The sequence below is a fragment of the Falsirhodobacter halotolerans genome, assembly GCF_022899245.1.
GTDB classification, from domain to species: Bacteria; Pseudomonadota; Alphaproteobacteria; order Rhodobacterales; family Rhodobacteraceae; genus Falsirhodobacter; species Falsirhodobacter halotolerans.
On the sequence record NZ_JALJAZ010000001.1, the window covers coordinates 88,917 to 110,635 of the forward strand.

21 protein-coding genes are annotated in these 21,719 nt (G+C 66.3%); 12 read left to right on the plus strand and 9 right to left on the minus strand.

Annotation, left to right across the window (positions count from 1 at the left end; genetic code table 11):
• Window positions 1-960 (minus strand): sulfate ABC transporter substrate-binding protein, encoded by a 960-nt coding sequence (locus tag MU449_RS00420; protein ID WP_244738893.1) that lies wholly within the window; start codon window positions 958-960, stop codon window positions 1-3.
• A gap of 249 nt (window positions 961-1,209) precedes the next feature.
• Between MU449_RS00420 and galE the strand changes: the two genes are divergently transcribed.
• Entirely contained in the window at window positions 1,210-2,196 is a 987-nt protein-coding gene (galE, locus tag MU449_RS00425; protein WP_244736003.1) for a UDP-glucose 4-epimerase GalE, read from the plus strand.
• 39 nt (window positions 2,197-2,235) lie between these two features.
• Here the strand turns inward: galE and MU449_RS00430 are convergent, their stop codons facing one another.
• Together MU449_RS00430 and MU449_RS00435 are read right to left on the minus strand one after the other, a co-directional pair.
• Complete coding sequence (locus MU449_RS00430; RefSeq protein WP_244736004.1) at window positions 2,236-3,231, minus strand: hypothetical protein; 996 nt, start codon at window positions 3,229-3,231, stop codon at window positions 2,236-2,238.
• A 115-nt stretch (window positions 3,232-3,346) separates the two neighbouring features.
• Window positions 3,347-4,504: a hypothetical protein gene (locus tag MU449_RS00435; RefSeq protein WP_244736005.1), complete on the minus strand. Its 1,158-nt coding sequence runs from the start codon at window positions 4,502-4,504 to the stop codon at window positions 3,347-3,349.
• 65 nt (window positions 4,505-4,569) lie between these two features.
• Here MU449_RS00435 and glf point away from each other — a divergent pair, with 65 nt between their 5' ends.
• Window positions 4,570-5,724, plus strand: coding sequence for a UDP-galactopyranose mutase (glf, locus tag MU449_RS00440; RefSeq protein ID WP_244736006.1), 1,155 nt, complete (start codon window positions 4,570-4,572; stop codon window positions 5,722-5,724).
• Entirely contained in the window at window positions 5,724-6,665 is a 942-nt protein-coding gene (locus tag MU449_RS00445) for a glycosyltransferase (RefSeq protein ID WP_244736007.1), read from the plus strand. Before glf ends, MU449_RS00445 begins: the two co-directional genes overlap by 1 nt.
• On the opposite strand, the gene MU449_RS00450 is transcribed toward MU449_RS00445, so the two are convergent.
• From MU449_RS00450 to MU449_RS00470, 5 genes are all read right to left on the minus strand, one after another.
• A complete protein-coding gene (locus MU449_RS00450; RefSeq protein WP_244736008.1) occupies window positions 6,662-7,969 on the minus strand; it encodes a DUF2793 domain-containing protein in 1,308 nt (435 codons plus the stop codon). The two genes, MU449_RS00445 and MU449_RS00450, sit on opposite strands and share 4 nt — an antisense overlap.
• Window positions 7,970-8,053: 84 nt before the next feature.
• Window positions 8,054-8,869 (minus strand): ABC transporter permease, encoded by an 816-nt coding sequence (locus MU449_RS00455; protein ID WP_244736009.1) that lies wholly within the window; start codon window positions 8,867-8,869, stop codon window positions 8,054-8,056.
• Window positions 8,862-9,551, minus strand: coding sequence for an ABC transporter ATP-binding protein (locus MU449_RS00460; RefSeq protein ID WP_244736010.1), 690 nt, complete (start codon window positions 9,549-9,551; stop codon window positions 8,862-8,864). The genes MU449_RS00455 and MU449_RS00460 overlap by 8 nt, the downstream gene beginning before the upstream one ends.
• A 2-nt stretch (window positions 9,552-9,553) precedes the next feature.
• Entirely contained in the window at window positions 9,554-10,963 is a 1,410-nt protein-coding gene (locus MU449_RS00465; RefSeq protein ID WP_280517615.1) for a KpsE/RkpR family capsule polysaccharide export protein, read from the minus strand.
• Window positions 10,964-11,184: 221 nt separating this feature from the next.
• Window positions 11,185-11,631: an NUDIX hydrolase gene (locus MU449_RS00470; protein WP_244738894.1), complete on the minus strand. Its 447-nt coding sequence runs from the start codon at window positions 11,629-11,631 to the stop codon at window positions 11,185-11,187.
• A gap of 105 nt (window positions 11,632-11,736) precedes the next feature.
• On the opposite strand from MU449_RS00470, the gene hslO reads away from it, so the two are divergent.
• The 7 genes from hslO to MU449_RS00505 all read left to right on the plus strand — a co-directional run bounded on the left by hslO (window position 11,737) and on the right by MU449_RS00505 (window position 19,973).
• Window positions 11,737-12,729 carry an Hsp33 family molecular chaperone HslO gene (gene hslO / locus MU449_RS00475; RefSeq protein ID WP_244736012.1) on the plus strand — a complete coding sequence of 331 codons (993 nt, stop codon included), beginning with the start codon at window positions 11,737-11,739 and terminating at the stop codon, window positions 12,727-12,729.
• Window positions 12,719-13,276, plus strand: coding sequence for a CoA pyrophosphatase (locus MU449_RS00480; protein WP_244736013.1), 558 nt, complete (start codon window positions 12,719-12,721; stop codon window positions 13,274-13,276). The genes hslO and MU449_RS00480 overlap by 11 nt, the downstream gene beginning before the upstream one ends.
• Window positions 13,273-14,394, plus strand: coding sequence for a CCA tRNA nucleotidyltransferase (locus tag MU449_RS00485; protein WP_244736014.1), 1,122 nt, complete (start codon window positions 13,273-13,275; stop codon window positions 14,392-14,394). Before MU449_RS00480 ends, MU449_RS00485 begins: the two co-directional genes overlap by 4 nt.
• Before the next feature lie 51 nt (window positions 14,395-14,445).
• On the plus strand, window positions 14,446-16,290 hold the full coding sequence (locus MU449_RS00490) for an ABC transporter ATP-binding protein (RefSeq protein ID WP_244736015.1): 1,845 nt from the start codon (window positions 14,446-14,448) through the stop codon (window positions 16,288-16,290).
• Window positions 16,287-18,146 (plus strand): ABC transporter ATP-binding protein, encoded by a 1,860-nt coding sequence (locus tag MU449_RS00495; RefSeq protein WP_244736016.1) that lies wholly within the window; start codon window positions 16,287-16,289, stop codon window positions 18,144-18,146. Before MU449_RS00490 ends, MU449_RS00495 begins: the two co-directional genes overlap by 4 nt.
• Entirely contained in the window at window positions 18,143-19,381 is a 1,239-nt protein-coding gene (locus MU449_RS00500; RefSeq protein WP_244736017.1) for a class I SAM-dependent RNA methyltransferase, read from the plus strand. Before MU449_RS00495 ends, MU449_RS00500 begins: the two co-directional genes overlap by 4 nt.
• Window positions 19,382-19,466: 85 nt before the next feature.
• A complete protein-coding gene (locus MU449_RS00505) occupies window positions 19,467-19,973 on the plus strand; it encodes a L,D-transpeptidase family protein (protein WP_244736018.1) in 507 nt (168 codons plus the stop codon).
• 33 nt (window positions 19,974-20,006) lie between these two features.
• Here MU449_RS00505 and dalA read toward each other — a convergent pair whose 3' ends face one another.
• Window positions 20,007-20,555, minus strand: a complete 549-nt coding sequence (gene dalA, locus MU449_RS00510) for a divisome-associated lipoprotein DalA (protein ID WP_244736019.1) — start codon at window positions 20,553-20,555, stop codon at window positions 20,007-20,009.
• Window positions 20,556-20,731: 176 nt separating this feature from the next.
• Here dalA and MU449_RS00515 point away from each other — a divergent pair, with 176 nt between their 5' ends.
• Together MU449_RS00515 and MU449_RS00520 are read left to right on the plus strand one after the other, a co-directional pair.
• The gene (locus tag MU449_RS00515) at window positions 20,732-21,337 is read left to right on the plus strand and encodes a L,D-transpeptidase (RefSeq protein WP_244736020.1); all 606 of its coding nucleotides are present in this window, start codon (window positions 20,732-20,734) and stop codon (window positions 21,335-21,337) included.
• 147 nt (window positions 21,338-21,484) lie between these two features.
• Window positions 21,485-21,676, plus strand: coding sequence for a hypothetical protein (locus tag MU449_RS00520; RefSeq protein WP_244738896.1), 192 nt, complete (start codon window positions 21,485-21,487; stop codon window positions 21,674-21,676).
• The last annotated feature ends 43 nt before the right edge of the window (window positions 21,677-21,719 follow it).

The window sequence follows — 21,719 nt, forward strand, 5'->3', positions numbered from 1 at the left end:
TTACTTTGCCGTATAGATCTGGTCGAAGGTGCCGCCATCGCCGAAATGCTCGGGCTGCGCCTTCGCCCATCCGCCGAAATCGGCGATGGTGACAAGGTTCAGGTCGGGAAACCGCGCCGCATCCTCGGGCGTGGCGGCGGACGTGTCCCAGGCGCGATAGAAATTCTTCATCGCCAGCGCCTGCGCCTCCGGGCTGTAAAGGTAGGTCAGGTATTCCTCGGCCAAGGCCCGTTGGTCGTCATTGGCGATGTTGCCGTCCACCACCGTCACGGGGGGTTCGGCCAGAATGGACACGGAGGGCACGACGATGTCGAATTCGTCCTCGCCCAGTTCCTCCAGGGCCAGCCACGCCTCGTTCTCCCACGCCAGAAGCACGTCGCCGATGCCGCGCTGGGTGAAGGTGGTGGTCGATCCGCGCGCGCCGGTGTCCAGCACGGGAACGTTGCGATAGAGTTGGCCCACGAATTCCTTCGGATCACGGCCATTTTGTTCGGCCCAGGCCCAGGCCGCCAGATAGTTCCAGCGCGCCCCGCCCGAGGTTTTGGGATTGGGGGTGATCACCTCGATCCCGTCGCCGGTCAGATCCCCCCAATCGGCGATGCCCTTGGGGTTCCCGTCGCGCACCAGAAACACGATGGTGGAGGTGTAGGGCGAGGAGCCGTGCGGCAGACGCGATTGCCAATCCGCCGGGATCTTGCCGGTGGCCGTGGCCACGGCGTCGATATCGGCGGCCAGCGCCAAGGTCACCACATGCGCGTTCAGCCCGTCGATGACCGCGCGGGCCTGGGCGCCCGATCCGGCATGGGTGGTGTCGATGCGTGGGGCATCATGGCCCTCGGCCCGCCAGTGGTCGATGAACAAGGCGTTGTATTGACGATAGAATTCGCGCGTCGGGTCGTAGGACGCGTTCAGCAATTGCTGCGCATGGCCAACGGTGGGGGTCATGGACAGGGCCGCCATGACGGCAAGGGCAAGGGTCGGATATCGGCGGGGCATGAAGGTCTCCTCGTCGGGGGCACGCGGGATGCGCGTCATGACGATAATAACGACAGCTTCACTAGATTTTTAAAAGAGAACGTTTTTCTCTTTTCGGTCGGAACAAGCCGTTCCCTTATCCGCCGAACGGGGGCCTGTCCGCACCGCAGCCGCTTGTCTTTCGCCGCCCGCCTGCGGCATGACTGGGCGCAGGGCAACGTCGGAAGGATTGCAATGGCATCTCATGTTCTGGTCACGGGGGGGGCGGGCTATATCGGCGCGCATGCCTGCAAGGTTCTCAAGGCTGCGGGCTTCGTTCCGGTGACATTCGACAACATCTCCACCGGGTGGGAGGAGGCGGTGAAGTTCGGTCCCCTGTTCAAGGGCGACCTGATGAACCGCGCCGACATCGACGCGGTCCTGGTGCAGTACAAGCCGGTGGCGGTGATGCATTTCGCCGCGCTGTCGCTGGTGGGCGAATCGATGAAGCATCCGGGCCTTTACTGGCGGGTGAACGTGAACGGCGCGCTGAACCTGCTGGAGGCGACGGTCGCGGCTGGGATCAGGAACTTCGTCTTTTCCTCCACCTGCGCCACCTATGGCGATCAGGATGGCGTTCTGCTGAACGAAGACACGCCGCAGCGGCCCATCAATTCCTATGGCGGATCGAAGCTGGCGATCGAGGAGATGGTGCGCAACTTCTCGGCCGCGTATGACCTGCGTCATGTGATCTTCCGCTATTTCAACGTGGCGGGTGCCGACCCCGAGGCCGAGGTGGGCGAACAGCACACGCCTGAGACGCACCTGATCCCGCTGATGCTGGACGCGGTCGCGGGCAAGCGCCCGGCGCTGACGGTGTTCGGGACGGATTACCCCACGCGCGACGGCACCTGCGTGCGCGATTACGTTCATGTCATGGATCTGGTGGATGCCCATGTGCTGGGCCTGAAATGGCTGTTGGAGGGCAAGGACAGCCGTGTCTTCTGTCTGGGCACCGGCAACGGTTTTTCGGTGACCGAGGTGATCGACGCCTCCCGCGCGGTGACCAACCGCGACGTGCCCATGACCTATGGCGACCGCCGCCCCGGCGATGCGGTCACGCTGGTGTCGGGATCGGAAGCGGCGATACGCGATCTGGGATGGGAGCCGAAACGGTCCACCCTGCGCGACATGATCGGCGATGCCTGGCGCTGGGCGCAGGCCGAACCGTTCAAGGCGTGACATGCGCCCCCGGCCCCATTCGGGCCGGGGCGACCCCCCTTACTTGTCCTTCGGTTGCGCGAAATGGCGGACCAGTTCGCGCATGTAGGGGGCGACCATCTTTTCCATCAGCACGGCGGGATCGGCGGGCAGGGAGGGCACCGCCACCGCCTCGGAGGTTGCGGGAAGCGGGTCGAGGAACAGATCGTCCCGCCCGAAGAAGCGGCGGGCGATCGCCTGGTTGCCGGGGCCGTATTCGGCCATGATGTCCGCCCGCAGATCGTGGGGGATCAAGAGGTTTGAGGTTTGCCCCCGCCGGATGTCCTTGTTGACCGCCTCGGCAAACTCGATCAGCTTCAGGCGCAGGCCCATCGGCGCGTCGATGAACGGCAGGTGCCGCACGAATTCCGACATGTCGGGGCACAGGCTTATGTTCTCGCCCCCGGCGGGTTCCAGCGCATTCCACCCGTCGAACCCGAACTGCCGGCAGAACGCGGCGATCGGGCCGTCGGGCATCTGCCGGCGTTCGAAGACGTAAGGGACCACACTGCCCGCCCCGAACACCTCCTCGATCCGGGCGATGTATCCGGCATAGTCGATCCAGTGGAAGTCCTTCCGCCGGGCCAGGAAATCGGGCCACGACATATGGCAGAACTTGGGATCCCATTGCCCCTTCACGTTCTGCGCCCACCAGCTTTCCAGCCAGAGATCCTGGCGGCGCATCGCGAAGATGACCTTCACATGAAAATGTTCGGCGAAACCGGCCAGGGGGGACAGGTCCTGCCGCGTGCTCACGGCCTCGTCGCTCATGACAAGGGCATGGATCGGGACGGTTTGGCTGTCGGCCCGCTTGACCAGATCGAGGGCCACCTTCCGCGCGGTCGTGCGGCCCGAAAAGATGTTGTTGAAGACGCCGATATGCCGCTGAACCCCCAGCGGATACAGAATCCCCGCATCGCGCAGGAGCGTCCAGTTCTTCTTCATGATCGCCTGGATGGCGGTGGTCGCGGTCCGGTGCACCCCGATGTGAAGATAAAGTTCGCGTTTGTTGCCCAAGGTGAACCTTCCGTCTGTCTGCGTGGCCGTCTGAAGGCGCGGATCGCCGGATGCCGTGCGACGGGCGATGTAGCCCGGAAGGGCGGGAATTCCAAGACGCGGGGCGCGCGTCCGGTCAGACGGCCTGCGCGTCGGGCAGCCTTTCGCCGTATTCCGCGACCTTGGCGCGGATGAACGGCGCCTCCGGGCGGATCAGGGCGGCGATGTCCATCAGAACCTTGGCAAGGGTCAGATCCTTGCCCTCCATGGCCAGAGCCAGATTGCGCATCTGATCCCCCTCTGCCGGATTGAGGGGGATCGCATCCCCGGCGGCGGTCAGAAGCGTCCGGTAATGGCTGAACACCGCCTGCGCCGTCAGCTTTCCGGGGATCGCTGCATCGGCCAGATGCGTGACCTTGTCGTAATTGGCGCGGATTTCGTTCGTGCGGTGGATGTAGCGGGCGATGTCCTCGATCCCGCTCAGCGTCGCGCGGTCGTAATTGTCGCTCGCCTTTCCGATCCGCGTCGTTTCCAGATCGGCCAGCGTCTGGGCCGGATTGACCATGGACGCCGCATCGTCGCCCGGCGGATGGGCGCAGCCGACGGCCCGCAGGAATCCGGCCACATGCTCCGCCCCGGTGTGGCGATAGGCCAGAACCGTCACCTTGTCAGGGCCGAACGCGCGCTGGAACGCCTCGATGATGGGGCGTTGCGAAATGAAGCCCCCGTTCAGGCCGGCGAAGAAGGCGGGGAAGGTGCGGGTGACGACGCCCTTGTTGACCTCGTTGAACCAGGATTTCAGCAGCGACAGCGGTTCGCGCAGATAAAAGATCACCCGCACGTCATGGCCCGCCAGACGCCGGGTCAGATCGTCCATCGCCGCGGCCGAATCGGCCCGCAGGGCAAGCTGGGCGAACTCCTCGCTCGACAGGATGACGTTCGGTTCGGGCACGTCGCGCAGGGCCGCGTCGAGGGAGGCGAAGGCCGCGTCGGTCGAAATCTCGTCCCGATACCAGGGCGGCGGATAAAATCCGTGGTCGCGCGCCAAGGTCAGCGCCAGCTGGCCGTGGTTCGTGGGGTTGTTTCGGGGGCGGCAGATGCCCGGATACAGGTATCCCACGGCGCGCAGATCATCGGCGTGACGGCTCAGATACGCCTGGATCGCCGAGGAGCCGGTCTTGTAATGCCCGATATGGAGATAGATCGTCTTCATCGTTCCCGAACAGCGGCGGTCGCAACGGACCTGAAACCGGGTATCTAGCGCCATGGTGCCGATCACGCAAGGAACGGGCATCCGTGCTGTTTTCCTTCGGCGGACGCTCTGCTAGACGGGGAAGGACTTCTGAAAGGGAACGGGAAATGTCGGCGGGACGTGTTGTGATGGTGGGGGCCGGACTGTCCGGCGCGGTGATCGGGCGGATGCTGGCCGAGGCCGGTTGGCAGGTCAGCGTCGTCGATGTGCGCGACCATGTCGCCGGCAATTGCCACACCGAACGGGATGCGGACACCGGCGTGATGGTCCATGTTTATGGCCCGCACATCTTCCACACCGACGATGAGGAGGTGTGGGATTACGTCAACCGCTTCGCGACCTTCCTGCCCTACAAGAACCGGGTGAAGACCACGTCGGGCGGGGCGGTGTATTCGCTGCCGGTGAACCTGCACACGATCAACCAGTTCTATGGCAAGACGATGCGCCCCGACGAGGCGAAGATGTTCCTTGAGGAACAGGCCGACACCTCCATCACCGATCCCCAGACCTTCGAGGATCAGGCCCTGCGCTTTGTCGGCAAGGACCTCTATGAAGCATTCTTCAAAGGCTACACCCAGAAGCAATGGGGCGTCAGCCCGACCGAGCTTCCGGCCTCGATCCTGAAGCGCCTGCCGGTGCGGTTCAACTATGACGACAACTATTTCTTCCACAGGTTCCAGGGAATGCCGGAACACGGCTATACCGACATGGTCGCGGCGATCCTGGATCATGAGAACATCACCGTCACGCTGAACACCCGGTTCGACCGGGCGGAGGTGGGCGATTACGATCATGTCTTCTATGCCGGACCGATCGACGGATGGTTCGATTACGAACTGGGCCGTCTGGGCTATCGCACGCTGCATTTCGAGAAGTTCACCTTCACCGGGGACTGGCAGGGCTGCGCCGTGATGAATTACGGCGAGGTGGACGTGCCCTTCACCCGCATCACGGAACACAAGCATTTCGCCCCGTGGGAAACGCATTCCGGGTCCGTCCTCTACCGTGAATTCAGCCGGGAATGCGGTCCCGACGACATTCCCTATTACCCCATCCGCCAGGTGAACGAACGCGCCCTTCTGGGTGAATACGTCGAAAAGGCGAAGGAAGAGCCGGGCGTGACCTTCGTCGGGCGTCTGGGCACCTACCGCTATCTCGACATGGACGTGACCATCCGCGAGGCGCTGGATTGCGGCCGCCGCTTCCTCGCTGCGCGCGAAACGGGGCACGCCATGCCCGCCTTCGTGGTCAACCCGCTCTGATGCGCATCGCCGCCGTTGTCGTCACCTTCAACCGGCGGACGCATCTGCAGGTGACGGTGGCCCGCCTGCTGGCCGAACCGCTGGATCACATCCTGATCGTGGACAGCGGGTCCACCGACGGCAGCCGTGCCTGGCTGGCGGGCCAGACCGATCCCCGGATCACGGTGGTGGAGATGGCGCATAACGGCGGCGGCGCGCTGGGGTTTGAGACCGGAATGCGCGAGGCGGTGGCGCGCTTCGATCCCGACTGGCTTTTGCTGATGGACGACGATGCCCGCCCCGAACCGGGCGCGGTCGCGGCCTTCCGGGCGATGGCCCCCGAAGCGGATGTGGTGGCCGGGGCCGTGCGCTATCCCGACGGGACGATCTGCGACATGAACCGCCCGTGGATCAACCCCTTCTCCGGCCCGTCGATCTTCTTGCGCACCCTTCTGGGCGGTGGGCGGGAGGCGTTTCATGTCGGCCCTGCCGATTACGCAAGCGAGCAGCCGAAAACGATCCACGGCGCGTCCTTCGTGGGCCTGTTCCTGTCACGCAGGGCGGTGGCGGCGGGCGGCTATCCCGATGGGCGCATGTTCATCTATGGCGATGACGTGCATTACACGCTGGGGCTGTCGGCCAAGGGAATGGCGTCGATTTTCGCGCCCAGCTTGCGGTTTGAACACGACTGTTCCACCCTGGCGCGGGGGGATGTGTTCCGCCCGCTGTGGAAGACCTATTACCATCACCGCAACCTCTGGCGCGTCTATCGCCGGGCGGCGGGGCCGGTGCTGTTCTGGCCGCTGATCGCGCTGATGGTGCCGAAATGGATGATGAAGGGGGGCAACCTGCCCCCGGACGACCGCCGGATCTATCGCCACCTGATCCGTCTGGCGATCGCGGATGCGGCGCGGGGGAACCTGTCGCGCCCCCACGCCGAAATCCTGTCCCGCGCGGATTAGGCCCAGCGTCCGATGGCCAGCATCCGCACCGTGATCGTCCCCGAGGTCGACACGGCGGCATAAAGCCGGGTGGCCACGTTCTGCACCGCCGGGGCCGCCGCCGCCGCCCAGATGCCAACATGACCCGGTTGCACCATCACGACGGGGGCCGCCACGAAGGCCGCGGGATAGGTCCATGTGGCCTGCGCCGACTGGAACAGCGCGCCGTGGGTCGTCGTGACCCCGCCCGATACGGCGACGGTCCCGAAACAGATCAGCGTGCCGTCCGCCAGACGCAGGAACTCCCCGCTGGCGGCGCTTCCGCGCTGCATCACGGCCCCGGTCGGCACCTCCCCCTCACGGGCGACCGGACCCACCATGTTCAGTTTGTGCAGCAGTTCGGCCCAGGGCGCGCCGTTGTGACGGACATGGGCATGGGGCACGTCGCCCGCGCGGCCCACGGCGATCTGCGCGGCGCTGCTGCCGTCCCCGCCCAGATGCAGCATCGACATCTGCGCGGCGGGCGCGTTCGACGGCGCCTCGGCCCAAGCGTAAAGCCCCGACGGCCCGCCGAACAGGGCGGAGGCGTTGCCAAGCGCGGGCAGGGTGTGCGGCCGATCGGTGCCGATGCCGAACGCGCCCACCCGCATCAGCTTGTCCGCGCCCGCATCCTGCGCGTCGGCCTGCACCGCCGCGCCGCTGACCGCGCCGGTCCGGCCATTGATCCGAAGCGCCTCCACCCAGGCGCTGCCGTTGGCGCTGGTCTTGATCGACAGATCGTCGGTGCCGTTCAACCCGATCTCGGCCCGCCCGGACCAATTGGACTGATACAGCAGGCTGGCGGTGTCGGTCGTCGCGGCCTTGTTGATCTTGACCTGATGTCCGGCCCCCGCATGGGTCAGCAGCGTCGCGGGCGACGACACGCTCAGCCGATTCGTGGCGTCGGCGGTGGCCGAGACGCCGATGCGGGCCGCCTCCAGCCCCCGCTCGCGCCCCGCGCTCCACGCGCTGCCGGTCCAAAGCAGGTCGCCCCCATCCTCCAGCACATGCACGCTCCAGCCGCGCCGCGGGGCGAAGAACTGCCAGGCGTTGCCCGACCAAAGCGCGATCCGGTTCTCCTTCCCGGCAAAGGCCGCCGTGGCCGATCCGCCGACCAGATACCGCGCCCCGGCGTCCGGGGCCGCGGGCGGGTCCGACAGGCGCGCGGTCACCACGGGCTGGACCAGAACGTCCAGCGCCCGAAGCGCTTCGTTATGGGTGACGTGCTTTTGCGCCTGCGCCGGTTGGATCAGGGGCAGGGACAGGATCGGCGTGGTGTCGGACATGGCTCTCTCCGCAAGGTTCGGCCGCGATCCTAGGGAGCGGCGCCTTGCGCAAAGGTGGCGGCACCGCGCGGTGCCGCCGCAACATCACCGCTCCAACCCGGCCAGATAGCCGCGCCGCATGAACAAAAGCCCCAGCATGATCATCCCCAGCGAGAGGCCGAAGCAATAGGCGAGCGAGACGAATTGCGGATCATAGGTGGGATAGAATCCGCTTCGCACCATGGCCACACCCTGCGCCATCGGAAACCATTCGATGATGTGACGGACCTTCGGGGGAAGATCCTCGACCAGAAAGAAGATGCCCGACACGAGGAACAGCGGGCGGCTCAGGATGCCCCACAATTCGCCCCAGACGGGGAAATAGCCCACCATCAGACAGTTGATCAGACCGATGCCCAGCCCCAGCGTCGCCATGATGGCGATCCCTGCGAACAGGGGAAAGGGCCGGATCATCGTATGCGCATCGACGAAGCTGAGGATGATCGTCATCACCAGCGCAAAGATCACCAGTTGCGTCAGCAGGTTCAAGGTGAAGCGCGCCAGCACCGAATCGATCCACGTCACCCGGGAATAGGCCAGAAGGGGCTTGGAATAGTTGATCGAGTTCGTGATCCGTGCCGTCACCTGATTGAACATGTTGAACGGCATCACCCCCGCCGCATAGAACACCAGAAAGCTGGTGCCCAAGGGCGGCGTCCGCACGATCATCGAAAACGCCATCGCCATGACCGCCGTGGTCCCCAGGGGGGAGATGATGGCCCAGATATACCCGCCGGGAGAGGATCCGTAAGACGTGCTCATCTCCCGCTGGATCAACGAGATGAACACCCGCAACGAGGCCAGCTTCGGCATGGGAAGCTGCGGCGCCTCGGCGGGGTGGGGGCGGGGCGTGTCACTCATCCTCATCCTCGTCCGATTCGTCCTTGGCGTTCATGATCGACCGGTGAAGCTGGATCGCCTCCTCCAGATCGTCGAAATAATACATCCGCCCGCGATAGAGGACCGCCCCCGCGTTGCACATCCGGCGCAGTTCGGGCATGGCGTGCGACACCACGATCGCGCCCGACGTGGCCAGACGCTGCCGGAAGATCGCGGTGCTTTTCTTGCGAAACGCCGCGTCGCCCACCGCCATCACCTCATCCACAAGATAGGTGTCGAACGGAATGCCCATGGACACGCCAAAGGCGATCCGCGCCCGCATCCCTTGGGAATAGGTGCGGACCGGCAGATGCATGTGCGACCCGATCTCGGCGAAATCGGCCACGAAATCCACCAGTTCGTCGCTGTCCACGCCATAGATGCGGGCCACGAAGCGGATGTTCTGCGCGCCGGTCATGTCGCCGTGGAAACTGCCGCCGAACCCCACGGGCCAGGAAATCGTCCCGGTCTTGACGATGCGCCCCTGATCGGTGGCCAGACGCCCGCCGATCAGCTGCATGATCGTCGACTTGCCCTCGCCGTTGCGCCCCAGAAGGGCCAGCGAGACGCGGTCGGGAATGGTCAGCGTCTGGTTGGCCAGAATGACCTTCCGGCCCCCGTCGGGGGTGGGAAACGATTTGCTGACCCCTTCGAACCGGATCATCGTCAGCGCCGGTCGCGCAGGGAGTAATAGACGAGGCTGCCGATCGCCCAGGCAAGGAACGTGAACAGCGCGACCAGCGCGGTGTTCAGCCCGCGCTGGGGAAACTGCGATTTCTCGGCCAGGGTCGGGCGGATATAGGCCGCAAGATATCGGTTGCGGCGGTTCGCCTCGGCAATGGCGGCATCGTAATTGGCCAGCGCGGTCGTATAGGCGCGTTCGGCGAATTCACGGTCCACCGTCAGCCGTTCGAATTCGGCCACGATGCTGGCATAGCTTTCGCCGGTGGTGTTCACCGCCTCGCCGCCGAATTTCGACCGTTCCGTGGCGATGCGCTGGCGGATCACATCCACCCGCCGCGTCGCCTGCGTCACGCGCGGGTCGGTTTCGCTGGTCGAACTTTGCAGGATGTCCTGTTCCACCAGCGCGGTGGTCAGCTGCTGCTGCAGGGCGGCGATGATGGCCGACTGGCTTTGCAGGTCGGCATTGATGTCCACGATCTGGTTGCGCACGCGAAAGGTGGTCAGCGCCTCGCGCGCGGTCTTCAACCGTTCCAGCGCGATGTCCAGATCATCGCTGGCATATCGCGTCGCATCTTCGCGCGCGGTCATCGACAGGTTGTTGACCAAGGTCATCGCTTGGGTCTCGATCGCTTCGGCAATCGCCTTGGCATCGTCCGGGCGGAACGCCAGAACCTGCAGTTCCGTCAGACCCGATCCGCTGTCATAGGCGATGCGGATCATCTTGCGCCAGTAATCCGTCAGATCCTCCAGCGTGCCGTCCGCGTCGAACCGCATCAGGATATCCGCCTCGGGGCGGGTATAGAGGGTGCGCAGGTCCACCTGCCCATCGACGGCGCGCACCATGTCCGGGCTGCGCAGGAATTCGTAGACGATGTCGCTGTCATTGGCGCTGTTGGATCCGCCCAGCGTCGTGGACAGGCCGCCCAGAAAGTCGGACGCGGCCGAAGAGCTGTCCTCGCTGCGCATCGTGAAGGCCAGCGTGGAGGAATATTGATCCGACGCCCAGAGATAGAGATAGGAGGCCGTCGCCAGCACCGGCAGGATCACGACCAGCACAAAGGCCATAAGAATGCCCCGGTGGCGCGGCTTGATGCGCGCCAGACCCGCGGCCTTGATCGGGGTGGGCGCTTCGGGGTCGGTCTTCAGGTCGGCCAGACGCGGAAAGGCGTTCGGCCCCTTGCCGCCCGGCCCGCCGTTGCCCGGTCCTCCGTTACCCGGCCCCCCCTTTCCCGGCCCCCCCTGACCGCCACCCGGCTTGGCCGGGACCTTCGGGGCCTCCGCCGCCTGACCTTCGGCCGCGGGGGCCGCCGGATCGGGAGAGACGGTCTTGTCCTTGGCATCCTCCGCCGGTTTGGCAGGCGAAGGCGGGGTCGTAGAAGAAGTTTGGGTCATGAGGGTAATTTCACATGGCGGGGCACAGGGGACGACGCGACCTCCCCCGTTCCGCTGCGGACACCTGTCACGGGCGTGTCCAACGGGTTTCGGGACAGACGATCTCTACAACGCGCCCTTCTTTTTGGCAATAACGGCCCAAGGCGCGGGTGGGCGGCGAAAAACGCCCCCAGGCAGGGGGTTGGCCGCGTGCGCCCCGCCCGGGGCACGGCAACGTTACCTCAGCCGAAGCGGCGCAGCGTGTCGGCCAGCACGGCGCGGTCGCCGTCGGACCCCAGAAGTGCCACCGCCTCCGATGCCGGCAGCCAGACGGCCCGATGGTCGGCTTCCGTCGGCGGCCCCAGCCGCAGGACGGGGCGGGCCAGCCAGATCTGGCAGACCTTTTCGGCCCACATGTCGTATTCGGGCATGAAGGTGAACCGGCGATAGGTGCCGACATGGCGGTGCAGGGCGATGCGCCAGCCCGTCTCCTCCAGAACCTCGCGGTGCAGGGCGGCGATGGGGGGCTCCCCCCGGTCGATGCCGCCGCCCGGCAGCTGGAACTCCGGCTGCGGCGCGGTCTGGAATGTCGTCAGAACCTCCGTCCCGCGCAGGCAGACGGCATAGATCCCCGGCCTGCGCCGATACCGCTGCCCCGGCCGAACCGCTTCGCCATAACGTCGGATCATCATGTCCCCCTTGGGCATCTGGTTGCCGTGCCTATATAGGCGCGGTATGCCAAGTCATACGTTGTTTGCAAATCCCCGTGGGCCTGTTTGCCCAAAGGACATTCCATGACCATCGCACCGCAGATCGCCTGGGACGACACCGTCCTTCCCTTCCAGCTTGACCGTTCGGACATCCGGGGTCGCGTCGTGCGGCTGGACGGTGTGTTGGATCAGATCCTGTCGCGCCACGCCTATCCCCCGTCGATCGAGGCGCTGGTGGCCGAATCCGCGCTGCTGACCGCGCTGATCGGCCAGACGATCAAACTTCGCTGGAAGCTGTCGCTTCAGATTCGGGGCAACGGCGCGGTCAAGCTGATCGCCACCGATTATTACGGCCCGACCGATGACGGCCAACCCGCCCGCATCCGCGCCTATGCCGGGTTCGACAAGGACGCCCTGACCGACGCCCCCGCGTTCGACCAGTTGGGCGACGGGTATTTCGCCATCCTGATCGATCAGGGCGAAGGCACCGTCCCCTATCAGGGCATCACCCCCATCGCGGGCGGGTCGCTGGCCAAATGCGCCGAGACGTATTTCGCCCAGTCCGAACAGCTGCCCACCCGGTTCGAACTGTCCTTCGGCCGGTCGCAGCGCCCGGGCGAGGCGGAGGTCTGGCGCGCGGGCGGCGTGATGCTGCAGCACATGCCCAAGGCGTCCCCCTCGGTGGGCGAGGCGTCGGGCGAAGGCGGTCTGCTGACCCATGCCGACATCCTGTCGGGCGAGGAAAGCGACAGCTGGCTGCGCGCGAACTATCTTCTGGATACGGTGGAGGACATCGAGATGGTCGGCCCCACGGTGTCGCCGACGGATCTTCTGGTGCGCCTGTTCCACGAAGAAGGGCCGCGCGTGTTCGACGCGCAGGCGCTGCGCTTTGGCTGTTCATGTTCCGCCGACAAGGTGCAGGAGGCGCTGGCCCCCTATCCCCCCGAGGAGATCGCCGGAATGATCACCGAGGCGGGCGTCGTCACCGCCGATTGCCAATTCTGCGGCGCGCATTACGAATTCGCGCCCGACACCCTTGGATCGGACACGGTGGGACCGCCCGGAGATGACGCCTGACGCCCTGACCGCCGCCCTGACGCGCCCCGCCCCGCCCGATCCGGCGGGGCCATGGCCCGTGCCGGACATCCTGCGCCCAGCGGCGGTGCTTCTGGCGGTCGAGGGCGACCGTCTGTGGCTGACGAAACGCGCGACCGGTCTGGCCCATCATCCGGGCCAGATCGCCCTGCCCGGCGGCAAGGTCGATCCCACCGACGCCGATGCTGTGGCCTGCGCCCTGCGCGAATCGCAGGAGGAGATCGGCCTGCCCCCGGCCTCGGTCTGCGTTCTGGGCGCACTTCCCCCCCACCCCACAGTGACCGGATTCACGATCACGCCGGTCGTGGGCCTTCTGCACACGCGCTTCACCCCCCGACCGGAGGTGGGCGAGGTGGCCGAGGTCTTCGCCGTTCCCCTGACCCACATCCTCGATCCCGCGAGCTACCGGCTGGAATCCCGCATCTGGGGCGGGCGCACGCGGCGGTATTGGGTGGCGCCGTGGGGGCCCTATTACATCTGGGGGGCGACGGCGGGCATTCTGCGCGATCTGGCGGTGCGCGTCGGATGATCCTGCCCGCCGCCCCCTGGATGGACCCCGCCCGCCCCGTCGCCGCCGCGCTGGAAGACGCGGGCCATTGCGCGCTGCTGGTGGGCGGTTGCGTTCGCAACGCGCTGATGGGGCGGGCGGTGACCGATCTGGATCTGGCCACCGACGCCCATCCCGGCACGGTGATCGCGCGGGCCGAGGTGGCGGGCCTGAAGGTCGTGCCCACCGGGCTGGCCCACGGCACCGTCACCGTCATCACGGGCGGCACGCCCGTGGAGGTCACGACCTTCCGCCGCGATGTCGCCACCGATGGCCGCCATGCGACGGTGGCCTTCGCGCAGGATGTGGCCGAAGATGCCGCGCGCCGCGATTTCACGATGAATGCGCTTTATGCCGATCTGCGGGGGCGGGTGATCGATCCGCTGGGGGGCATGGACGATCTGCGCGCCCGCCATGTCCGCTTCGTCGGCGATCCCGACCGCCGCATCGCCGAAGATTACCTGCGCATCCTGCGGTTCTTTCGGTTTCACGCAATCTATGGCGATGCCGATGCGGGGCTGGATGCCGAGGGCCTGGCCGCCTGCGCATCGGGGGCGGAGGGGCTTGCCCGTCTGTCGCGCGAACGGGTGGGGGCAGAGATGGGCAAGCTTCTGTCCGCCGCCGATCCTGCGCCCGCCGTGGCGGCGATGGCGCAGGCGGGGGTGCTGGCGCGCGTGCTGCCGGGGGCGGACGCGACCGCGCTGCCGGTCCTTGTGCATCTGGAGGGAGATCTGCCCCCCGATCCGATCCGGCGTCTGGCCCTGCTGGGGGGCGAGGCGGACCTGCGCTTGTCCAAGGCCGACGCCACCCGCCTGACCCGTATCGCCGCCGCCGCGCGCGACGGCACCGCGCCGCCCGAACTGGCCTATCGTCACGGGGCGGCGCTGGCCCGCGATGCCGCGCTGGTCCGCGCGGCGCTGATCGGCACCCCTCCGGCGCTGGACGGGCTTGCCGAGGCCGCCGCCGCCCGTTTTCCCGTCACCGCCGCCGACCTGATGCCCGCCCTGAAGGGCCCCGCCCTCGGCCATCGCCTGCGCGAACTGGAGGCGCGGTGGATCGCCTCTGGCTTCCGTCTGACCAAGGATCAGCTTCTGGGGTGACCTGCCACCCCTGCCGACCTATATGGCACGGGTATTCAGAAAGCCGCCCCCATGTTCCAGTTTTTCGAACGGCTCGTCGATCCCTACGCGCCTTATGATCAAAAGGATGTCCCGCCGAACCGCCTCTGGCCGTTTCTGCGCGATTACATGCGCCCGTTCCGGGGGGTGTTCATCGTCACCGCGCTGTTGTCGGTGGTGGTGGCCGTCACCGATCTGGTGCTGATCTGGTATGTGGGGCGCATCGTCGATCTGCTGACGCGCGGCACCCCGGCCGAGGTCTGGGCCACCTATGGCACCGAAATCACCTTGGTCGCGCTGGGCGTATTGTTCTTGCGGCCCCTGGCATCGGCGGCGAACACCGCCATGCTGCACAACGCGATCCTGCCCAATTTCGGCACGCTGATCCGCTGGCGCGCGCACCGGCATGTCCTGCGTCAGCCCGTGGGCTGGTTCGAGGGGGATTTTGCCGGACGCCTCGCCAACCGCATCATGCAGACGCCCCCTGCCGCCGGGGACGCGGTGTTCAACGTCTTCGATGCGGTGGCCTTCGCGGCCACCACGGCGGTGGGCAGCCTTGTGGTTCTGGGACAGGCCGATCCGCGCCTGATGATCCCGCTGCTGATGTGGTTTCTCGGCTATGGTCTCCTGATGCGCTGGACGGTGCGGCGGGCGGGGCCAGCAGCCAAGGCCTCGTCGGACGCCCGCTCGGCAGTGACGGGGCGCGTGGTCGATGCCTATACCAACATCCATTCGGTCAAGCTGTTCGCCCATGACGGGCGGGAGGAGGCCCATGCGCGCGATGCCATCGAACATGCCCGCAGCACCTTCGCGGCCGAGATGCGGATCGTCAGCCGCATGGACATTTCCCTGACCCTTCTGAACGGCGCGATGATCGTCGGCGTGATCGGCTGGGCCGTCCTGCTGTGGCATCAGGGGGCGGCGACGGTGGGCGTGGTCGCGGCGGCGGCGGCGCTGGTCCTGCGGCTGAACAATATGACCTATTGGATCATGTGGGCCACCCAGCAGCTGTTCCAGTCGCTCGGCACCATTGCCGAGGGGATGGAGACCATCGCCCAACCCATCGCCCTGACCGATGCCAAGGGCGCCAAGCCCCTGCACCTGACCGAGGGGCGGATCGATCTGGACGCGCTGACGCATCATTACGGACGCGCCGTGGGCGGGGTGAACGGCATCACGCTGACCATCCGCCCCGGCGAACGTCTGGGCGTCGTGGGCCGCTCCGGCGCCGGAAAATCGACGTTGGTGAAGCTCTTGTTGCGCTTCTACGACCCCGAAGGCGGGGCCATCCGCATCGACGGGCAGGACATCGCGGGCGTCACCCAGTCCAGCCTGCGGCAGGCCGTGGGCATGGTGCAACAGGACCCGAGCCTCCTTCACCGTTCGGTCCGCGAAAACATCCTCTATGGCCGCCCCGACGCGACCGAGGAGCAGATGATCGCCGCCGCCCGACAGGCCGCCGCCCATGATTTCATCCTGACGTTGGAGGATGGCGAGGGCCGCACCGGCTATGACGCGCAGGTGGGCGAACGGGGGGTGAAGCTGTCGGGCGGTCAACGCCAGCGGATCGGCCTTGCCCGCGTCATCCTGAAGGACGCGCCCATCCTTGTGCTGGACGAGGCGACTTCGGCCCTCGATTCCGAGGTGGAGGCCGAGATTCAGGACGCGCTTTACGGCGTCATGGCGGGCAAGACCGTGATCGCCATCGCCCACCGCCTGTCCACGCTGGCGCATATGGACCGCATCCTTGTTCTGGACGACGGGCGGATTGCCGAGATCGGCACCCATGACGAATTGCTGGCCCGGAACGGCCTTTACGCACGCTTCTGGGCGCATCAGTCCGGCGGCTTCATCCACACCGAGGAGGATCCCGCATGAGGACCGCCCTGCGCCGCATGGGCGGCATGGTCGACGCCTTTCGCCCCGCCAAGGGCCAGCCGCCGGAAACGCTGGGCAGGTTCTTTCTGTGGTGCCTGAAGGGGTCCTGGCCCGCGCTGATCCTCGCCGCCGTCATCTCCTGCTTCACCGGCGCGCTGGAGGTGGTGTCGGCCACGCTGCTGGGCTGGGTGATCGACGGGGCGCAGGCCTCCGGCCCCGGCGCGTTCTGGGCGACAAGCTGGCCGCTGTTCGTAGGGTTGGCCGCCTTCTATCTGCTGCTCCGGCCCTTTGCGTTCGGCCTGTCCTCGGCCTCCAACGCGATCATGGTGCAGCCCAACGTCTTTCCGCTGGTTCTGGGGCGGCTGCACCGTTGGACGATGGGGCAGGACGTCACCTTCTTCGACAACGATTTCGCGGGCCGCATCAGCCAGAAACAGATGCAGGCCGCCCGCGCGGTCACGGATGTGGCGGCTGAAACGATCAACACGGTGGCTTTCGCGCTGGCCTCGGTCGTGGGGTCGGTGATCTTTTTGCTTTCGGTCGATATCTGGCTGGCGGTGGCGCTGGGCGTCTGGATCGTCGGCTATATCGTCCTGATCCGCCATTTCATGCCGCAGATCCGCAGGAATTCCGCCGCCCGCGCCAACGCCCGCGCGATGGTGTCGGGGCAGGTGGTGGACACGATCAGCAACATCAAGACGGTCAAGCTCTTCGCCCATGCCGAGTTCGAGGATCGGGTGGCCCTGCAGGCCATGGGCACCTTCCGCGAACGCAGCTTCGATTTCGGCGTCATCTCCACCACCTTTCGCACGGCGCTGATGCTGGTCTCGGGCCTTTTGCCCGTGGCGCTGATCGGCGGCACGCTGGTTCTGTGGCAGCAGGGCGTGGCCACGGCGGGCGACGTGGCGGCGGCGGGGGCAATTTCGCTGCGGCTGTCGCAGATGTCGGGCTGGGTCAGCTTCACGCTCATGTCCATCTACACCTCCATCGGTGAGGTGGAGGATGCGATGAACACGCTGGCCAAACCCCACAAGCTGCCCGACGCCAAGGGGGCGGAGGCGCTGCCCGCCGTGCGGGGCGAGGTGGCGTTCCGCGGGGTCACCTTCACCTATGGCGGGCGGCATGGCGGTGTCACGGATATCGACCTGACCATCGGCGCGGGCCAGAAGCTGGGCATCGTCGGCGCCTCGGGGGCGGGAAAATCCACGCTGGTCGCCCTGCTGCTGCGGCTTTACGACACCGAAAAGGGCGTGGTGGAGATTGATGGCCGCGATGTGCGGACCATCACGCAGGAAAGCCTGCGCCGCCAGATCGGGATGGTCACGCAGGAAACCGCGATGTTCAACCGCTCCGCCCGCGACAATATCCTCTATGGCCGCCCCGAGGCGACGGACGAGGATCTTCGCGCCGCCGCCCGCGCCGCCGAGGCCGACGACTTCATCGAGACGATGACCGACCATCAGGGGCGTTCGGGCTATGACGCCTATCTGGGCGAACGGGGGGTGAAGCTGTCGGGTGGCCAGCGCCAGCGGATCGCGCTGGCCCGCGCCTTCGTCAAGGATGCCCCGATCCTTGTGCTGGACGAAGCGACTTCGGCCCTTGATTCGGAGGTGGAGGCCTCGATTCAGGCCAGTCTGGAAAAGGTGATGGAGGGCAAGACCGTCCTCGCCATCGCCCACCGCCTGTCCACCATTGCCGAAATGGACCGGATCGTGGTGCTGGAAAAGGGCCGGATCGTCGAAGAAGGCACACATGACGCACTTCTGGCGCGAAACGGGGTTTACGCGCGCTATTGGAACCGGCAATCGGGCGGCTTTCTGGGAATGGACGACGACATGATCGGGGCAGCGGAATGAAACTGGTGGCGGACCGTCTGGGCCATCGCGGCGATGCGGTGGCCTATGTTTCGGAAGCGGGGGGGCCTTCCGGTCCCGTCTTCATGCCCCGGATCCTGCCGGGCGAGGAGGTGGAGGGCGAAATCACGGGCGACCGGATGCCCGCGCCCCGCATCCTGACGCCCTCTCCCGACCGCGTGGCGGCGCCGTGCCCGCATTACCGCACCTGCGGCGGCTGCGCGCTGCAACACGCGTCCGACCGGTTCGTGGCCGAATGGAAGCGCGCCGTGGTCGTCACGGCCTTGGCCGGGCAGGGGCTGGAGGCGGCGGTGGACGAGGCGCAGACCTCGCCCCAACGCTCCCGGCGCCGGGCCACGCTGCACGGACGACGGACCAAGGGCGGTGCGCTGATCGGCTTTCACGGGCGGGCCTCGGACGCGCTGGTCGCGGTGCCGAACTGCCTTCTGCTGACGCCGGCGCTGATGGCGGGCTTTCCCGCGCTGGAGGCGCTGGTGAAGGCGGGCGGATCGCGCAGCGGGGAACTGGCGCTGACCGTGACGGACAGCACGACCGGCCTCGATGTGGCGGTGACGGGGGGCAAGCCGCTGGATGCGGCGCTGCACGGCATGTTGGCGCAACTGGCCGAATCGCAAGGCCTCGCCCGTCTGACATGGGAGGGGGAGGTCGTGGCCCTGCGCCAACCCCCGCTCCAACGCTTCGGCGCGGCCCCCGTGGCCCCGCCGCCCGGCGCGTTCCTTCAGGCGACCGAGGCGGGGGAGGCGGCACTTCTGGCCTTTGTCACCCGGACCGTCGATGGGGCGAAGCGTGTCGCCGACCTGTTCGCCGGGGCGGGCACCTTCGCCCTGCCGCTGGCCCGGCAGGCCGAGGTGCACGCGGTGGAGGGCGATGCCGCCATGATCGCCGCGCTGGACAAGGGCTGGCGCGCGGCGACCGGCCTGAAGCGCGTCACGTCCGAAGCCCGCGACCTGTTCCGCCGCCCGCTGGATGCGGACGAACTGCGGGGCTTCGACGCCGTCGTCATCGATCCGCCCCGCGCGGGGGCCGAGGCGCAGGTGCGCGCGCTGGCCGCATCCCGCGTGCCGCGCATCGCCATGGTGTCCTGCAACCCGGTCACCTTCGCCCGCGACGCCCGCATCCTTGTGGAAAAGGGCTTCACGCTCGACCGCGTGGCGGTGATCGACCAGTTCCGCTGGTCCACCCATGTGGAGGTGGCGGCACAGTTCACCCGCTCGTGAAAAGGCCGCGGGAATCCCGACTAGGCAGGGGGCGTGATTCGGGATTAAATGCCCTGCAAAAATACCCCTGACACCGGGATAAAAAATGCGGGCAGTGAAATTGATTCTGGCGTTTGCGCTTGTGGCGGGTCTTGCGGCCTGCGGCGGCAACACGCCTCCTTCCAAATTCAAGACCTATGACGGGCCGCCGATCACCATGATCCAGGTCCAGAAGGCGAACCGGAAGATGTTCATGATGAGCGGCGCGCGCGTCGTCCACACCTATGACATCGCGCTGGGCTTCCAACCCGTCGGACACAAGCAGTTCGAAGGGGACGGCAAGACGCCCGAGGGCACCTACATCATCGACCGTCGCAACCCCAACAGCGCCTATCACCTGTCGGTCGGCGTCTCCTATCCCAATGCGAACGACCGGATCAACGCGCTGGCGGCGGGCAAGCTGCCGGGCGGGGACATCTTCATCCACGGCGACTCGCGGGGGCCGAAGCCCGGTTGGGACTGGACGGCGGGCTGCATCGCCGTGACGGATGCCGAGATGGAAGACATCTATGCCATGATCCGCGACGGAACCGTGATCCAGATCCTTCCCTGACGAAAAAGGCCCCGGACATCCGGGGCCTTTCGCTTATTGGGCCATCGCCATGCCATAGGGCGAGGAGGCCCCGCCGCCCCGTCCTGTGTTGATCACCCACCACAGCTTGCCCGCCGATTCCTGATACCAGGAAATGCCCACATCCGTGGCGTCCCGGTTCAACAGAACCTCGCGCGTGCCGGTCTGGTTCATCCAGTCGCCCACGGTCTGCGTCTCGGTCTGATAGGTCTCGGAGATATCCTCGCCCAGCAGCGTGCCGCCATAGCCCGCGCGCTGTGCCCGCACCAGAGGCGACGAGCCGTCCGAGCCGAAGTGCCAGGGCCGGTTCTGAACCGCCATATCGCGCGCATGGGTGGCGGCGGCGGCCGTCAGGGCGGCGTTCAACTGCAACGGGCCCATGCCACGCGCCTGACGCAGGGCATTGACGGAATCGAGCATCCGATACGTGATCTCGCCCCGCTGGCTTTCGTCGATCTGATAGACGCGCTGCGCCGGTTGCCCGTCCGGGCCCAGTTGCACCGCCGGTGCCCCCGAGCAGGCGGAAAGCGCGGCCAGGCCGCAAATCGCAAGAAGATATTTCATGGCTGTCCAGGCTTTCAGGATTTCGCCATACATAGCCGCCTGTCCGCACCGGATCAAACGCAAGATGCGCACGGTATTGTCATCGTGATTTGCCCGTCACACCGGATGACGCTATGTAGACCTCCGCGCGACACGGGCGTTCCAGCCGGTCGCCCATCATGGAAATGGAGAGACGGATGAGTGACGTGAAGCTCAATCGCCGGGCGTTGCTGGGGGCGGCTGCCGCCATGGGTGCCGGTGCCTTGGCCGCGCCGGCGTTGGCGCAGCAGAATGCGGTGATGCAGGGATCGACGGCGATGGAGGGATCGGCGGCGGCGCGATCGAACATCTCCAGCTTTCGGATGCTGGACTGGCGCAATCACTTCGACAACACCAACAACGGGGCGATTCTGGTCGATCTGACGTCGCGCGCGCTGCATTTCTGGTCGGCGGATCAAAGCGTCTACAAACTTTATCCCTGTTCCATCCCGCTGTCGGAAGACCTGACGCGCCGGGGCCGCACCACTGTGGTGGAAAAGCGTGAGAACCCCAGCTGGCGTCCCACGCCCGCGATGCGCCAGCGCAATCCCGAATGGCCCGAGGTCGTCGAAGGCGGTGCGCCGGACAACCCCTTGGGCGTGCGTGCGCTGTATCTTTCGTGGCAATATTATCGTATTCACGGCACGCACGACACCCGCAAGATCGGACGCGCATCCTCAAACGGTTGTGTGGGCCTCTATAACGAGCACATCATCGAGCTCTATTCGCTCACCTCCGTCGGGACACAAGTGTTGCTTATTTGACAACGTTTTCCGCGTCTTTGTGGGAACCCCAAGCCGCCGATTGCATTCACAATCCAGAGATGCCAATGCATTTCATACGAGGAACAGTCTTGGATGCAAAACGTCCCCTCTGTAACAAAAGACGTTGAGCAGTATCTGGAGGTCATTATGAAGAAAATCGCACTCGCCGCCGCTCTCTCGGTCGCTGCTACCTCGGCTTTCGCCGGTGGTATGGCTGAGCCGGTCATGGAACCCGTCATGGCTCCGGCCGTCGTGGAAGAAAACACCAGCTCGTCGTCGGCTGGCGTCGTTGTTCCGCTGCTGCTGCTGCTGGTTGTGGCTGCTGCCGCTGCTTCCTGATTTCAGGAACACAGAATATGGAAAAGGCGGGGGAGCGATCCCC

Excerpts from the sequence above, each read along its gene's own strand:
- MU449_RS00420 (WP_244738893.1), bottom strand. The coding sequence starts at position 960 with ATGGCGGCCCTGTCCATGACCCCCACCGTTGGCCATGCGCAGCAATTG.
- galE (WP_244736003.1), top strand. The coding sequence starts at position 1,210 with ATGGCATCTCATGTTCTGGTCACGGGGGGGGCGGGCTATATCGGCGCG.
- MU449_RS00435 (WP_244736005.1), bottom strand. The coding sequence starts at position 4,504 with ATGCCCGTTCCTTGCGTGATCGGCACCATGGCGCTAGATACCCGGTTT.
- glf (WP_244736006.1), top strand. The coding sequence starts at position 4,570 with ATGTCGGCGGGACGTGTTGTGATGGTGGGGGCCGGACTGTCCGGCGCG.
- MU449_RS00445 (WP_244736007.1), top strand. The coding sequence starts at position 5,724 with ATGCGCATCGCCGCCGTTGTCGTCACCTTCAACCGGCGGACGCATCTG.
- MU449_RS00450 (WP_244736008.1), bottom strand. The coding sequence starts at position 7,969 with ATGTCCGACACCACGCCGATCCTGTCCCTGCCCCTGATCCAACCGGCG.
- MU449_RS00455 (WP_244736009.1), bottom strand. The coding sequence starts at position 8,869 with ATGAGTGACACGCCCCGCCCCCACCCCGCCGAGGCGCCGCAGCTTCCC.
- MU449_RS00460 (WP_244736010.1), bottom strand. The coding sequence starts at position 9,551 with ATGATCCGGTTCGAAGGGGTCAGCAAATCGTTTCCCACCCCCGACGGG.
- MU449_RS00465 (WP_280517615.1), bottom strand. The coding sequence starts at position 10,963 with ATGACCCAAACTTCTTCTACGACCCCGCCTTCGCCTGCCAAACCGGCG.
- MU449_RS00470 (WP_244738894.1), bottom strand. The coding sequence starts at position 11,631 with ATGATCCGACGTTATGGCGAAGCGGTTCGGCCGGGGCAGCGGTATCGG.
- hslO (WP_244736012.1), top strand. The coding sequence starts at position 11,737 with ATGACCATCGCACCGCAGATCGCCTGGGACGACACCGTCCTTCCCTTC.
- MU449_RS00480 (WP_244736013.1), top strand. The coding sequence starts at position 12,719 with ATGACGCCTGACGCCCTGACCGCCGCCCTGACGCGCCCCGCCCCGCCC.
- MU449_RS00485 (WP_244736014.1), top strand. The coding sequence starts at position 13,273 with ATGATCCTGCCCGCCGCCCCCTGGATGGACCCCGCCCGCCCCGTCGCC.
- MU449_RS00490 (WP_244736015.1), top strand. The coding sequence starts at position 14,446 with ATGTTCCAGTTTTTCGAACGGCTCGTCGATCCCTACGCGCCTTATGAT.
- MU449_RS00495 (WP_244736016.1), top strand. The coding sequence starts at position 16,287 with ATGAGGACCGCCCTGCGCCGCATGGGCGGCATGGTCGACGCCTTTCGC.
- MU449_RS00500 (WP_244736017.1), top strand. The coding sequence starts at position 18,143 with ATGAAACTGGTGGCGGACCGTCTGGGCCATCGCGGCGATGCGGTGGCC.
- MU449_RS00505 (WP_244736018.1), top strand. The coding sequence starts at position 19,467 with ATGCGGGCAGTGAAATTGATTCTGGCGTTTGCGCTTGTGGCGGGTCTT.
- dalA (WP_244736019.1), bottom strand. The coding sequence starts at position 20,555 with ATGAAATATCTTCTTGCGATTTGCGGCCTGGCCGCGCTTTCCGCCTGC.
- MU449_RS00515 (WP_244736020.1), top strand. The coding sequence starts at position 20,732 with ATGAGTGACGTGAAGCTCAATCGCCGGGCGTTGCTGGGGGCGGCTGCC.
- MU449_RS00520 (WP_244738896.1), top strand. The coding sequence starts at position 21,485 with ATGAAGAAAATCGCACTCGCCGCCGCTCTCTCGGTCGCTGCTACCTCG.